Source organism: Peptoniphilus gorbachii, from assembly GCF_016908115.1.
Lineage (GTDB): Bacteria > Bacillota > Clostridia > Tissierellales > Peptoniphilaceae > Peptoniphilus_A > Peptoniphilus_A gorbachii.
This window is the reverse complement of record NZ_JAFBDH010000005.1, coordinates 121,006-134,870: the sequence shown is the minus strand read 5'-3', so window position 1 is coordinate 134,870 and position 13,865 is coordinate 121,006. Positions and strand designations below refer to the sequence as shown.

The 13,865-nt window shown below is 30.9% G+C and carries 22 protein-coding genes; all 22 read left to right on the top strand.

Features of this window, described 5'->3' with window-relative positions:
- The first annotated feature begins 96 nt into the window (after positions 1 to 96).
- The 22 genes from JOD41_RS06235 to JOD41_RS06130 all read left to right on the top strand — a co-directional run bounded on the left by JOD41_RS06235 (position 97) and on the right by JOD41_RS06130 (position 13,864).
- A complete protein-coding gene (locus tag JOD41_RS06235; protein WP_205052056.1) occupies positions 97 to 252 on the top strand; it encodes a hypothetical protein in 156 nt (51 codons plus the stop codon).
- Positions 253 to 383: 131 nt separating this feature from the next.
- Entirely contained in the window at positions 384 to 779 is a 396-nt protein-coding gene (locus JOD41_RS06230) for a hypothetical protein (RefSeq protein WP_205052055.1), read from the top strand.
- A gap of 92 nt (positions 780 to 871) precedes the next feature.
- Positions 872 to 1,354 carry a type II toxin-antitoxin system antitoxin SocA domain-containing protein gene (locus tag JOD41_RS06225; RefSeq protein ID WP_205052054.1) on the top strand — a complete coding sequence of 161 codons (483 nt, stop codon included), beginning with the start codon at positions 872 to 874 and terminating at the stop codon, positions 1,352 to 1,354.
- Positions 1,344 to 1,796, top strand: coding sequence for a hypothetical protein (locus tag JOD41_RS06220; RefSeq protein ID WP_205052053.1), 453 nt, complete (start codon positions 1,344 to 1,346; stop codon positions 1,794 to 1,796). The genes JOD41_RS06225 and JOD41_RS06220 overlap by 11 nt, the downstream gene beginning before the upstream one ends.
- 168 nt (positions 1,797 to 1,964) lie before the next feature.
- Entirely contained in the window at positions 1,965 to 2,381 is a 417-nt protein-coding gene (locus JOD41_RS06215) for a terminase small subunit (protein ID WP_205052052.1), read from the top strand.
- A 10-nt stretch (positions 2,382 to 2,391) separates the two neighbouring features.
- Entirely contained in the window at positions 2,392 to 2,583 is a 192-nt protein-coding gene (locus JOD41_RS06210; RefSeq protein ID WP_205052051.1) for a hypothetical protein, read from the top strand.
- 75 nt (positions 2,584 to 2,658) lie between these two features.
- Positions 2,659 to 3,804: a phage terminase large subunit gene (gene terL / locus JOD41_RS06205; protein ID WP_205052050.1), complete on the top strand. Its 1,146-nt coding sequence runs from the start codon at positions 2,659 to 2,661 to the stop codon at positions 3,802 to 3,804.
- Positions 3,797 to 5,149, top strand: coding sequence for a phage portal protein (locus JOD41_RS06200; protein WP_205052049.1), 1,353 nt, complete (start codon positions 3,797 to 3,799; stop codon positions 5,147 to 5,149). Before terL ends, JOD41_RS06200 begins: the two co-directional genes overlap by 8 nt.
- Complete coding sequence (locus JOD41_RS06195) at positions 5,127 to 7,244, top strand: minor capsid protein (RefSeq protein WP_239541080.1); 2,118 nt, start codon at positions 5,127 to 5,129, stop codon at positions 7,242 to 7,244. The genes JOD41_RS06200 and JOD41_RS06195 overlap by 23 nt, the downstream gene beginning before the upstream one ends.
- Positions 7,210 to 7,458 (top strand): hypothetical protein, encoded by a 249-nt coding sequence (locus JOD41_RS06190; RefSeq protein WP_205052048.1) that lies wholly within the window; start codon positions 7,210 to 7,212, stop codon positions 7,456 to 7,458. The genes JOD41_RS06195 and JOD41_RS06190 overlap by 35 nt, the downstream gene beginning before the upstream one ends.
- Positions 7,459 to 7,509: 51 nt before the next feature.
- A complete protein-coding gene (locus JOD41_RS06185; protein ID WP_205052047.1) occupies positions 7,510 to 7,854 on the top strand; it encodes a YjcQ family protein in 345 nt (114 codons plus the stop codon).
- A gap of 19 nt (positions 7,855 to 7,873) precedes the next feature.
- Positions 7,874 to 8,050 carry a hypothetical protein gene (locus JOD41_RS06180; RefSeq protein ID WP_205052046.1) on the top strand — a complete coding sequence of 59 codons (177 nt, stop codon included), beginning with the start codon at positions 7,874 to 7,876 and terminating at the stop codon, positions 8,048 to 8,050.
- A gap of 361 nt (positions 8,051 to 8,411) precedes the next feature.
- On the top strand, positions 8,412 to 8,987 hold the full coding sequence (locus tag JOD41_RS06175; protein WP_205052045.1) for a phage scaffolding protein: 576 nt from the start codon (positions 8,412 to 8,414) through the stop codon (positions 8,985 to 8,987).
- Positions 8,988 to 9,000: 13 nt separating this feature from the next.
- Positions 9,001 to 9,306: a hypothetical protein gene (locus tag JOD41_RS06170; RefSeq protein ID WP_205052044.1), complete on the top strand. Its 306-nt coding sequence runs from the start codon at positions 9,001 to 9,003 to the stop codon at positions 9,304 to 9,306.
- Between the two features lie 13 nt (positions 9,307 to 9,319).
- Positions 9,320 to 10,357 carry a major capsid protein gene (locus tag JOD41_RS06165; protein WP_205052043.1) on the top strand — a complete coding sequence of 346 codons (1,038 nt, stop codon included), beginning with the start codon at positions 9,320 to 9,322 and terminating at the stop codon, positions 10,355 to 10,357.
- On the top strand, positions 10,354 to 10,764 hold the full coding sequence (locus JOD41_RS06160; RefSeq protein WP_205052042.1) for a hypothetical protein: 411 nt from the start codon (positions 10,354 to 10,356) through the stop codon (positions 10,762 to 10,764). Before JOD41_RS06165 ends, JOD41_RS06160 begins: the two co-directional genes overlap by 4 nt.
- Complete coding sequence (locus tag JOD41_RS06155; RefSeq protein ID WP_205052041.1) at positions 10,758 to 11,129, top strand: hypothetical protein; 372 nt, start codon at positions 10,758 to 10,760, stop codon at positions 11,127 to 11,129. Before JOD41_RS06160 ends, JOD41_RS06155 begins: the two co-directional genes overlap by 7 nt.
- The gene (locus JOD41_RS06150; protein WP_205052040.1) at positions 11,126 to 11,521 is read left to right on the top strand and encodes an HK97 gp10 family phage protein; all 396 of its coding nucleotides are present in this window, start codon (positions 11,126 to 11,128) and stop codon (positions 11,519 to 11,521) included. The genes JOD41_RS06155 and JOD41_RS06150 overlap by 4 nt, the downstream gene beginning before the upstream one ends.
- A complete protein-coding gene (locus tag JOD41_RS06145) occupies positions 11,515 to 11,937 on the top strand; it encodes a phage tail terminator family protein (protein WP_205052039.1) in 423 nt (140 codons plus the stop codon). Before JOD41_RS06150 ends, JOD41_RS06145 begins: the two co-directional genes overlap by 7 nt.
- A complete protein-coding gene (locus JOD41_RS06140; RefSeq protein WP_205052038.1) occupies positions 11,930 to 12,100 on the top strand; it encodes a hypothetical protein in 171 nt (56 codons plus the stop codon). The genes JOD41_RS06145 and JOD41_RS06140 overlap by 8 nt, the downstream gene beginning before the upstream one ends.
- Positions 12,100 to 13,413, top strand: coding sequence for a phage tail sheath C-terminal domain-containing protein (locus JOD41_RS06135; protein WP_205052037.1), 1,314 nt, complete (start codon positions 12,100 to 12,102; stop codon positions 13,411 to 13,413). Before JOD41_RS06140 ends, JOD41_RS06135 begins: the two co-directional genes overlap by 1 nt.
- Positions 13,414 to 13,423: 10 nt before the next feature.
- Positions 13,424 to 13,864: a phage tail tube protein gene (locus JOD41_RS06130; RefSeq protein WP_205052036.1), complete on the top strand. Its 441-nt coding sequence runs from the start codon at positions 13,424 to 13,426 to the stop codon at positions 13,862 to 13,864.
- Position 13,865 lies beyond the last annotated feature (1 nt).

Genomic DNA, 13,865 nt, shown 5'->3' with positions numbered 1-13,865 from the left:
GTGACATAAAATAATCGGTAATAATCGGTGTTTTATAAAATTCGCAGTTAAGAGTTGAGTAAAACGCAGCAGAGTTGAGTAGAAACGGAGCGAAAAATGACTGTAAAAGAATTAATAAAAAAATTAAAAGAGTACGATGAAGATGACGAAGTCTTATGCAGCACATATAAAGGTGATGAAGAATATATTCTAAAAATTACAGCAGTAGAAGATGGAATAGCAGAAGTCTATATTTTATTAGAGGATTTATGATGAATGCAAAGGTGCTTATTAATTCCTTATAAAACTTTTAGGGATAGAATCAGAATTGTAAATTATTATGAAAGAAGAGGCTACTATATAGAAGTTTGGGAAGGCTATATTTATTGTTATAGGGGGAAATAATGACTAAGGAGCAGTTAGGGCAATATAAGTGCCTATGTCTTGAAATTAAAGAACTAGAGAATAGGCTTAACAATTTAAAAAGGCAAGAAGTAACTGACAAAGTCCTTGCATCTGCTTCTGACTTTCCTTATAACCAATATGAGCTTAAGATTAAGGGTTATGAAGATGATAAGTACATAGAAAAGATAAGAGCAAGACTTATCAGAAGAATTAGAAGATGTAAGAAGCTTAGGCTCGAAATAGAAGATTTTATAGAGGGAATAGAAGACTCTAGGACAAGATTAGTTTTTCAACTTAGATACATTGAGGGTAAGAGTTGGGTATATATTTCTAAACAGTTAGGAAGTCCAAACGAGTCTTATTCAAGGATGATTCATAATAGATTTTTAGAATAGCGTCCTACTATATATAGACATACTAAATGTGCCACTTGTCGAACAAAAACTTTATTTGATATAATATATTGAATAAAAAGGAGATGATAATTGTGGTAACAGAAAATTTAAATAATAAAGAAGTTAAGTATTCTGCAATGGATATTGCTAACTGGTTTTTGAACTATAATTATCAGTTAAGAGAGTTCGAAGACGAAGATACAGATGATATTTCAAATTTAAAGTTACAAAAATTGTTATATTATGCAGATGGTTGTTATTTAGCAATTTTTGATAAACAACTTTTCCCAGAAAAAATCATGGCATGGAAACACGGTCCAGTTGTTGAAAATGTTTATTATAAATTTAAAAATAATGGTTCTTCTGGTATTTCAGATTTTTCACATGAAAATATAGAGATTGATCATGATACTCGAGGTTTGTTGGAAGAAGTTTATGATGTTTTTGGTAAATACTCTGCATGGGGTTTGAGAGAAATGACTCATAAAGAGACTCCATGGAAAGAAACTAAACAAAGTTGTGAAATAGATAGAAATGTTATAAAAGATTATTTTAAGGAACATTATGTTAAATAAATATATTAAAAGTATAAATGATAATAATATAGTAACAAAATCGGGTAGTATAGTAAATTATCCGATTTTTTCTTTTAAACATATTACTAGAAGTAATAAATATAATATAAAATTTTTTAAAAAATCCAAGGATAAACAAAGAGCTTATGGTGCATTATTTTACTTAATAGGTGAGATGCAACAAATGACATGGAAAGATTTTATGAGCCTTCCAAAAGAAAAAGGAATGGAAAGTATGAAATCTTCTGAATTAAAATTTCAACCTAATGACTATGATTTAACACCAGATCAGAAAGTGGTTGTTATAAGATTTAATCGTCAAAAATATAGGGCTATTGGAATAAAAGAGAGAATACCAGGGGCTAGCGATAAAGAAGGTGTAGATATATTCCATGTTTTTGGGTTTGACTTTAATTATTCTGCATATGACCATGGCAAATAATTTTGTGCGTTTTGTGCGATTTTTGTGTGCTAGTATATATTATGAAAGAATGTAATAGTTATTGGATTCATAATTATGGATTTCAATCAAATTAACGCTCCCTAAGAGAGGCTTGCTGAGGCAGGTCTCTTTTATTATGCACAAATTTATTTTTGGAGGTGATGGTGTATGAAATTAAATGCGAGAGATAAAAAGTTTGCTGATGAGTACATCAGAACTGGAAAAATAATTGAATCTGCAATTAAAGCTGGCTTTGCTGAAAGTACAGCAAGAGATAGGGCGGCTGAGTGGTTAAATTCTAATTCGAAGTCTGCCAAAGCTTCTGTTTTAGAATATATAAATGAGATCAATAAAAAAATTGAAAAAGAAAAGATTGCTGATGCTAAAGAAATTCAAGAATTCTGGACTAAGACTTTTAGAGATGAAGAAGTTGAGATGAAGGACAGAATTAAAACTAGTGAGTTACTAGCTAAGGTTCAGGGTGCTTTTATTGAAAATATTAATCTCACAGGAAATATAAAAACCAATAATCCCTTTGATGATTTGAGTGTAGAGGAACTTAGAAAGTTAATTAAGAGTGACTAGGAGGTTTATTATGGCTATTGACTATGAGATAAAGAAACAAGCTAAACTTGCTCTTGCAAGAAAAGACTTTTATTACTACTGCCAACTTAAAACTCCAAAGTTTTATAAGGAAGACAGAGCTTATTTAAAAGAGTTTTGCAATAGTTTACAAGCTTTTATAAATTCAGATAAAAAAGTTCTCATAGTTAATATGCCTCCGTAGCTTAGACATGGGAAGACTTTTACAATAGGTCACTTTATACAGTGGCTTTTAGGAAATGATAACTCTTTAAAAATAATGACTGGATCATACAATGAAACTCTTTCTACTTCTTTTTCTAAAATGGTAAGAGATTCTATCACAGAGAAAAAGGCAGATAAGGATAAAGTTATTTTTTCTGATATTTTTCCACAAACAAACATAAAACAAGGCGATGGTGCAGCCAATCTATGGAGTTTGGAAAAGGGGAACAATAATTATTTAGCAACTTCTCCAACAGGAACTGCAACAGGTTTTGGTGCAAATATAATTGTAATTGATGACTTAATAAAGAATGCAAGTGAGGCTAATAATTCTCTAAATAGGGATAAACAATGGTCTTGGTTTACAGACACAATGCTATCTCGTTTAGAAGGCAATGAATGGAAAATTATAGTTGTTATGACTAGATGGCACTCAAAGGACTTGGCAGGTAGGCTTATTTCTCACTGTAATGAAAATAAGATTAGTTATAAGCAGATATTATACAAGGCTATAAAAGATGATGGATCTATGCTTTGTGATGATATTTTAAATCATGAGTCTTATACAATTAAAACAAAAACAATGAGTCCAGAAATTGCTCTTGCTAATTATCAGCAAGAGCCTATTGATTTAAAGGGGACTTTATATAAAAGTTTTAAAACTTATGATGAAATTCCTAAGAATATGTTTGGTAATTATAAGTTTACCGAAATTAAGTCCTATTGTGACACTGCAGATACTGGTGATGATTACCTTTGTAATATTATTTATGGTGTGTTAAATAGAGAAGCCTATATTTTAGATGTTTATTATACAAAGGATCACATGGAAATAACTGAAAAAGAAGTTGCAAAAAGGCTAACTGAATTCAAAGTAAACAATGCACTTGTTGAAGGGAATAATGGTGGAAGAGGATTTGCAAGACAAGTTGAAAGAAACATGAGAGAACTTGGCAATCACAAGACTATTATAAGAACATTTCATCAAAGCAATAATAAGAATGCGAGAATACTTAGCAATGCTACTTGGGTTATGGAACATATTTATTACCCAAGCAACTGGCACAACAAGTGGAATGAGTATTTTGTCAGTATGAAAGAGTATCAAAGAGAAGGTAAGAATCCACATGATGATGCACAAGATGCAACTACTGGAGTTGCAGAAAATATAATAGAGGCAGGGGGTTTATATTTTGGATAATATATCTCCAAAAATAATTAGAAAGATTCTAGATGATTATAGGAATAGTGAAGATTACAAGGATATCTTAACAAGTTATAGGTATTACAATAATAATCAGGACATATTAGACAAAAAGAGATTAGCTATAGGTGCAATAAAAGGGACTAGAGAAGAGGTCAATAATTTACCTAATAATAAAATAGTGAATAACTTATATTCTGTTTTAGTAGATCAAAAAAAGAATTATCTACTTACAAGACCTATAGGTGTTAATGCAGAAAATAAAATTTATCAAAAAGAATTAAATGAATTATTTGACTTAAAATTTCATAAGCTCATAAAGTCAGTTGGCAAGGATTCCTTACTTGCTAATATGGGATATATTTATCCCTATATAGATTTTGAGGGCAATTTTAAATTAATGAAGTTTGACCCTCTTGAAATAATACCTATCTGGGAAGATAAACTTCACACTTGGCTGAGTGGTTTTATTAGATTTTATACTTCTGTTGATTATGATGATAATGAAACACAAATTGTTGAATACTATCACTTATATGGAATTGATAAATACGTTGAAAAAAATGGAGAATTGATTTTAACAAGTAGAGAAGCTTATTTTACTATAGGAGATGAAATAGGAAATTGGGGTAGAATTCCTCTTATTTATTTTAGAATGGACGAGCAGGAACAGCCTCTTCTAAATAGGGTTAAGACTTTACAAGATGCAATAAATCAAATTCTTTCAAAGTTTATGGATTCTATGGACGAAGATTCAAGAAATACAATTTTAGTTCTAAAAAATATTGGTGGACACGACGAAGAATCTTTAAAAGAAATAAGAAAAGGCATAAACAGAAGTGGAATACTTGCTTTTTCCTCTAATTCACAAACTGGCAATGCTGATGTTTCCACATTAAAAGTTGACATGGATATTAGCAATTATCAGACCCTATTAGAGATATTAAGAAGGACAATTATTGATGTGGGAAGAGGTGTCGATACTAATTCAGACTTATTTCAAAAGGCCGTAAATCAAATGACAATTCAGTCTCTTTATACAAACATAGATTTAGATGCCAATGAGATGGAAACTGAATTTAAAGTAAGTTTAGATATTCTACTTTATTTTTATAATTTCTATAAGGGTTACAAGTATCAAAAAGTTGACTTCACTTTTGATAGAAATATTTTAATTAACGAATCTGCGACAATAGAAAATGCTCAGAAATCATCAGGAATAATTTCTGAAAAAACTATAATGAAGCATCATCCTTGGGTTAATGATGTTGAAGAAGAAATAAAGCAAAGAAACCAAGAGATGAAAGAGGAGTCCGACTATGACGGATTACTGGAAGAATAGATTTATAAAATCAACAAAGGATGTATTTGATAGTGATGAAGAATATGTAAAAGAAATCTTTAAAATTTATGAAAGTACTATTGAAGACCTTGATAGTGAAATATTTAAACTGTTAAACTCTATGGAAGATGTGAGTATGGCAGAAGCTAAGAAGCTTTTAAATAAATATGAGATTAGATCCTTTAAATCAGGTCTTGATGAGTTTAGAAAGGCATCAAAGGGTTTTATAAGTCCCGATGTTGAAAAAGAACTTGATATAGTTTCAAGAAGAGTTAGGATATCAAGACTGCAAGCAATGCAAGTGTCTATGAAATCAAAGGTAGCGACTCTATTAAATAAGGAACAAAAGAAATTATTTGCTCACCTTTCAAATAAATTCACATCTTCTTATTATAAAGACTTATACGAACTGCAGAGAATTACAGGATATAAAAACATAAATAGTTTATCTAAAGACTTTGTAAATAATATTTTAAACACATCTTGGACAAACGATGGAGAAAACTTTTCTGATAGGATATGGAAGAGAAAAGATAAGCTCTTAAACACTCTTGACACTGAATTAAGGCAAGGCTTAATTACAGGTAAAAAACCAGATGAAATCACAAAAGTTATTTCCGATAAATTAAAAGTTAGTAAATCAAATGCTAAAAGACTTGTTTTAACAGAAAGTTCAGCAATACATTCTCAATCAAGAAAAGCAATGTATGAAAGGATGGGAGTAGAAAAGTATGAAGTAGTAGCGACCCTTGATTTAAGAACTTCTGATATTTGTAGGAAGTTAGATGGGAAAGTATTTGATGTTAAAGACTATGAAAGAGGAGTTACAGCACCACCCTATCATGTGTATTGCCGCTCGACGACAGTACCTTATTATGACGATGACATTCAAACTGAGATAGAAAATACGAGAATGGCACGAGATCCTGAGACTGAGAAGAGCCTTAGGGTTGAGGATTTAACCTATAAAGAGTGGTATAAGAAGTACGTTGAAAAACTTCCAAATAATAATCAAGAGGGAGATACTCCTAATGTGCCAAAAGAACAAATACTTAAGTATACCGAAGCAGAAACTAAGGAAGCTATAGAAGAGTATGTCTCAGGCGATGGAATGTGGATAAATAACAAACTTAGAGGTATAGGAGAAATAGCCGATTATCCACTAAACGAAGATGATAAAATATATTTAGAAAAACTAGACCAAGCAACTCAAAGTCAAATAGTAAAAGAAAAAACTCTATACAGGTCAGTAGATATATCCTCAATAATTGGCGATATAAGTGATTCTGAGTATGATGATTTAAAGAGTGCCTATATATATAATAACAAGTCGAAACCTGCACAAGAGGCAATAAACAAATACTTAAAGAACATTGAGGGCAAAGAAATAGTCGATAAAGGCTTTATATCTACAACAAAAGATAAAGAAATTGCCTTAGATTTCCAAGACTTTACAGGAAGTTCAAAGCCATGTGTAATTGAATTTAATGTACCTAATGGGGTTCATGGTATAGATTTAAAAGAATTTGATATTGCTGACATGGAACAAAAAGAGGTTTTACTTGCTAGAAATCAGAAGTTTGTTATAAGAGAAGTCAGACAAGAACAAGGTCAATTCTATTTTAAAGCTGACTTATTAACAGAAAAAGTGTATAATGATAATGTAATAGATTATGTATCAGGGGCTATAACTGATAGCTATTCAAAAGAAGCAAGAAATCATGCACAGCTTTACTATGAGGAGATAAGAAAGCAGAAAACTGATATTGACAGAATTTCAAAAAATACAGGTTACGATAAAAAACTTATTGAAGAAATAAAGAATTATTTATTTTATGATGAGCATGATATCTATGGAATTAAGAAAAGATTTGATCCTGACTTTTCTATTGCCCAAAGTTGGCAAAGACTAGCACAAGATGAAATGGAACAACATGATTTGACACTAATAAATCATGAAATAATGGAAAGAAGATTAATAGCTAAGGGATTAACTCAAGATGAGGCACATAAAATAGCTAGTAAAAAATACAATTACAGAAAGGAGAGTAGTGAGTATTATGCTAAAATTAAAAAACGTAGAAAAAAAGAATAATTGGATATATGCCGAATATTACCCTGAAGATTGGAATGAACATGGTTTAGTATCTATAAATTCTTTAAATATTGATGATTATTCAGTAAAGCTCTCTCCTAAAGATGAGAAAGAATATTCAGCTTACCCATATGCAGTTAATGCATTAAATGCTTTAAGGGATATGGCTGAAGGGAAAAGAAAAATAAAAGATTGCACTATAATGTGGTTTTAAAAAGCACACTGACAATTATGTTAGAGGTGCTTTTTTATTGGAGGTGATGAGATGGCGAAGAATGACTATTATACAGTTGTTTATTATGTTTTATCTTACTTATACGAGTGTTTAAAAGCTGGACAAAAACCAAATAGAGAGATTTTAGATTTATCAACTTATCCTGAAAAAATATCTGATGAATATTTAATTTATATTTATAAAAATTTGATTAATGACAAGTATTTAGATGGTATAACTTTTGTCTCTTTACCTAGGCTAGGAATAGATAAAAACTTAGAATATTTTAAGAATTATGAAGATGCAGTTATTACACCAAAGGGAATTGAATTTTTACAAGAAAATAGTTTAATGAGAAAAGCATATGATATAGTTAAGGATTTTAAACCCTGGTAATTAAAGAGGTGTAGTTGAAATGAGAAAAACATTGTTTAAGACTTTGAAAGGTGAAAATGTCAAACTACTTTTGTATAGAAAGGGCAATAGAGAAAGTTTTAATGTCGATAAGGCAGAACTTCTCTTGTATCAGCTTGAATCTGAAATTAAAAGCTTAGGTAAGGGTATTGTTAGATTAAGGATTTTTATTCTCTAATTCTTACAGATATTCCTGATGATATTGAGCTTAAAAAAGGAAATAGTTTTGGAATTGTTTTAGATTTAAAAAGAAGTGATGGAGTTTATGAAAGGCTACATCTTAATAACATTAGTTTAATTGAGATTAATAACTATGAGTGGATCTTTGAATTAGATCTAGAGTCATTAGATTGGTTAAAGTTTAAAAATTAATAATGTAATTAGCAACTATTAAAAAAACTTAAATAGTTGCTTTTTTATTGGAAAAAGTAGGAAGTGCTACAAGTTATATTTTGCACAAAGGGGTGGGACAAATAACTTGAAAGTTAGCCAACTGTAAAATGGCGATTAGTAACTATTGCGTAAATAGGAGGTAAATTATGTTAAGTAAAGAAAAGTTGTTAGAAATGGGAATTGATGAAGGTCTTGCAGATAAGATTTTGGAAGATGTCAACAAAGATTATGTACCTAGTTATAGATATAAGGAAGTAAAGGATGGTTTGGAAAGTCTTAATAGTGAAATCTCTAAGAGAGACAAGCAAATAGACGGCTTAAAGAAACTTAGCGGAAACAAAGAAGAGCTTGAAGCTGAGATTAATAGTTTAAAGGAAGCTAACAAGAAAGCTAAGGAAGAAGCTGAAGAGAATTTAAAAGCTATAAGAAAAGACAATGCTATTACTGAGTATCTTTATAATCAAAGGGTCAACAATGTTGGTGTATTAAAGAAGTTACTCAATAATCAAGATATCAAATATGAAGATGAAAAGCTTATTGGTATTGATGAACAAATGAAAGCTTTAAGGGAAGACAACTCTTTAAAATCTTTATTTGCTAATAATGACTTTAGAGGAGCAAATCCAAATATTGCAGGAGATAACAGGGAAAAGCCAAAGGGACTTTTTGATGCTGTTATTAAGAGAGAAGACCAAGAAGAAAAATTTAATCCATGGGGATAATAGGAGGTAAATAATGTTAGGAAAGAATATTGCTTATGATGGTAAGAATAGTGTTTTAGTTTTTGCTGATCCTTATGTAGCTGTAACAGTTACTTTAAAAAAGGGGAGCGGCAAAGATGTAAGTGGAAGAAATATTGTTAAAGCAGGAACTGTTTATCCAAAAAATGATGGAACAGCTAAGGGAATTATTCCCTTTGATATTGATGTAACTGATGGAGATATGGAAGCACCTCTTCTTATTGAAGGTTATGTTTATAAGGATAAGCTTCCTGAAGCAATTAATGCTGAAGCAAAGCTAGCTGAAATTAAATTAGTATAAGGAGGAAATATAAATGCCAGAACAATTAACTAATGCTATTTTAAACTTAAATAACGGGAATTTAGATTTAAGAGAGTACGCAAGAACAAAACTAGAGGGAGATAATATTGGTAATTTATTATTTCCTAATATAAAGACTGATGATTTGAAAATCGAATATATTATTGGTGGAAATAAACTTCCTGTTACTGCTGAAGTATATGCACCAGATACTAATACAAAGTTATCAGGAAGAAGTGGATTTGCTAAAAATATTTTAGATATGCTTTTAGTCAAGGATTCTAAGTTTATTTCAGAAGATGAGATTGTTAAGCTTCAAAATCCAAGAACTCCTGCAGAGGAACAGGCTGTTTTAAATAGGATTTTTAATGATGTTGATCTAACTATTGATTCTGTTTACAAGAGAATTAATATGATGAGATTTGAAATCTTACAAACTGGAAAACTCACTCTTGATGAAAATGGTGTTACAGGTGTTATTGATTATCACATGCCAGAAACTCATCAAGAAACTTTAAAGACAAGTACAAGATGGTCTGAAGCTACGGCTGATCCTTTAAATAATCTTGATACTTGGGTAGATAAAATTGTTGAAGACACTGGGGTAAATCCTAGTAGAATGTTAATGGATAAGGCAACTTCAAGACTTATTTTAAATTCTGAAGCAGTAAGAAAGGCTATTTTTGGAGTTAATTCTTCTATTGTGCCAAGTATGCAAAACTTAAATGACTTTTTAAGCCAAAGAGATTTGCCAACTGTTGCAGTTTACAATGAAAAATATAGACTTGCAGATGGAAGCCTACTTCCTCTAGTTAAAGCAAATACTGTAATTCTTATGCCTGAAACTAAGTTAGGAAATACTTATTTTGGTTTAACTGCTGAAGAAGTTGAACTTCCACAAGTTTCTAATATTGATGTTAGAAATAAGGACTTCATAACTTCTGTTATTTATAGAAGAATAGATCCAGTAGCAAGAATTACTAAATCTGTTGCAAGAGCAATTCCATCTTTTGAAGCTTGCAATGAAGTTTTTGTTGCTAAAGTAAAATGATTAGCCTTGATAATGTAAATAAAATTATTAAAGAGTTGGGTGGAGATGAAATTGATGCCCAGCTTTTTAATTTTATTCATGATGAGGTTTTAGATACTTTAAGATGGGCTTGCTACAGGGAAGACTTCCCAGATGATGCTAATAGATTTATTGAATATTTTATAGCTATCAAAGGAATTCTAAATAAAATAGAAATTGATGACTTAAAAAATTCTAAAGAACCTATTGAAAAAAGAGAAAGAGTTTCTAAATCAATTACTATTGAAAATACTAGGGTTGAATTTGATAGTAGAAGTGATGAAGAAATAAGAGATGCTAAAATTTTAAGTTATAAAAATAGGTTAAATGATTTATTTGATGCTAGACTTGAAGTTTTTTGCAGTAGATACAGGTGCTTAAAATGGTAATTGATTATGATTCCTACGGCAAAAGTCTATCGCTTTTATTTGAAGATAGGGTAACTGCAATTTGCCTTGAAACTTATGAAGATGAGAAAACCAAAGTAACAAGGAGAAGAAAGGTTACTCTTGTAGAAGACGAACCATGCAGACTTAGCTTCAATACATCTTCTCACAGTGATGATTATATTGGTCATAGTGAAGCAGAGAGAAAAGATATTTTGACAACTGGACCTCATGTAGATATTCCAAAAGGTTCTGATGTTATTGTCACTAGATGTGACGGAAGTGTATATCATTATAAATTTTCTGATATTCCTTCAATTCATCTTTCCCATAGAAGATATGTGCTTGAAAAGGTTGATGTTTCATGAAAGTTGATACGAAAGTTTTAAAGGATTATAGAAATAGTCTAGGAAAATTTAAGAGGGTAACTGATGAAATTTTCCTGGAGGCTACTTATGAGGTTGCCACAAGAGTTTTCCAAGCTACTGTAAAGAACACTCCAGTTGACACTGGTTTTCTTAGGGAGTCATGGAATATTGATGATGTTAAGAAAAAGGGAAGTGTCTATGAAATTGAAATTTCTAATGATGTAGAATATGCAAGCTATGTGGAATATGGTCACAGGATTGTTCGTGGTGGAAATACTTTAGGATGGAAAGACGGGGTTTTTATGTTAACTATTTCTGAAAAAAACTTAGAAAAAGTTATGGATAGGATCTTTCAAAGAAAGTTTGAAAAGAGGTTTAAAGAGTTATGGTAGTTATTTTACAGCCTGTAATTAATAGACTCAAAGAGCTCTTTCCTGATATAAGAATTGAAATTGATAGACAAAAGCAAGGGGTTAAGGCTCCTTGTTTTTTTATTAATCTCGTTAGGACTGAGCTTATTAGACAATTTGACGATAGATTCTTTCTAAATAACACTATAAATATTAATTATTTAAGATGTGATGAAGATGATTTATTAAGATTAGAAGAAATTAGATTCACACTTCTTACAGGAATGGAGCAGGTAAGGCTTAATAATATAGGAGTTACTTGTGAAAATCTCGAGACAAAAATTATTGATGGTGACCTTGTCATGACTTTTGATTTAAATGTTTGGATGGAAAAAGTGAAGATGCCTGATCCACTTATGAGAAGACTTAAACAGGAGGGTTTAATTAAAAATGAATAAAAAGACTGATGCTCCTACTTTTACTAAGGGGCAATTTTTAAATGCTAAAGATCCAATAGGAAATGTTGATGCTCTTTATGCAATTTTAGAAGATGGTAAGGAATATACAAAGGAAGAAGCTCTAAAGCTTTATGAAGATTTTATGAATAGGGAGGTTAAATAATGGCTTATGGTGGTGGTACTTGGAATCCTCCAGTACAAAACAAAGTACTTTCTGGAACTTATATTTGCTTTTCTTCAAAGGCGAGACCTTCTAATATTTTTGGAGAAAGAGGTTTTGTCGCTTGTGGTTTAAATTTAAGTTTTGGTTTAGAAGATGAGATTATAACTGTTGAACCTTCAGATTTACAAAGGGAATCTCTTGAGTTATTTGGTCTTGAATATACAGATAGAGAGTTATTGCCTTTAAGAGAATTTTTAGCCCACGCTAAGACTGCTTATATTTATAGATTAAATGCTGGAGGTGAAAAGGCAAAGGCAAGTCTTGAATCTCTTACAATAACTGCGAAACACTCAGGAACTAAGGGCAATGAATTTGTAGTTATTATTGCAAATAATGTTGATGAAGAAGAAAAGTTTGATGTTACTTTAAAAATTGGAACTCTTAAAGTTTATGAAAAAGTTGCAGTTAAAAATATAGAAGAATTATCAGATTGTCCATATGTTGTATTTAAAGGAACTTTGACTAAAACCCTTGGTGCAAATCTAAGTGGTGGAACTAATGGAGAGGAAACTACAAAGGCACACACTGACTTCTTGGAAAAACTTGAAAAGAAATATATTAATGTGGTTGCCTATGCAGGAACTGATGAAGCCATAAAGAGAATGTATAAGTCCTATGTTGAGAGAAGAGTTAATCTTGAAGGAGCATACTTCCAAGCCGCTTTATATAATTTTGAAGCCAATAGTGAGCTTGTTATAAATGTAGGATCTAATGCAAAAGAAAACGAAGCTGGTCTTGTTTATTGGGTAGCTGGTGCTGAAGCTGGTTGTGAAATAAATAGGACTGTTGGAAATGATATTTATGATGGCGAATATACAATTGACCTAAATATGAAACAAAGAGATCTTATTTCTGCAATTAGAAAAGGTCAGTTTGTTTTCCATGAAGTTGATAACAAAGCAAGAGTTTTATCTGACATTAATTCCTTTACTGATTTTAGTGTTAAAAAGAATGAGGACTTTTCAAAAAATCAAATTATAAGAGTGCTTCATCAAGTTGGAAATGATGTTTCAACTATTTTTAATACTAGATACCTTGATAAGGAACAAAACAACGAAATGGGAAGAAATATTCTCTGGAATGACATTTATAATCACGCTCTTAAACTTCAAGGGCTGGGTGCTATTACTAATTTAGAACCTGAGGATATAAAGATTGAACTTGGAGATGCTAAGGATGCTGTTTACTGTGAATATTTAATTAATCCAGTTATGGCAATGGCAAAACTTTATATGCATGTGATTGTGGAATAGGAGGTAAAGAATGGATAAATTTTTAGAACGCGGCGACTTAATCAATGGTAGATTTGGGGAAGCTGTTGTTGTAATTGATGGAAATAGAGAATCAATGTTTTATTTAAAAAATATTACTGCGAAGATTGATATTGATAGAGAAACTATTCCAAGGCTTGGAACTCCTGTTGATTTAAGTGTTGGGGGAAGTGCTAAGGGAACTTTCACGGCTACTATGTATGCACATACTAAGGCCTTTATGGAAGTTCTAACTAAATATATGAAGACAAGAAAGGAAACATCTTTTGACATCTTTTTAACTCAAAACGATCCTAATTTTGAGGGTGGAGAAGACAGGCTTATTTTAAAGAGATGTTATTTAGATGGTGGTGAAATTTTCAAATTAGATATTGAAAACTCCCATTTGGAACAAGAAATCGAAGGAACTTTCGAAGATATTGAGGAGAGATAAA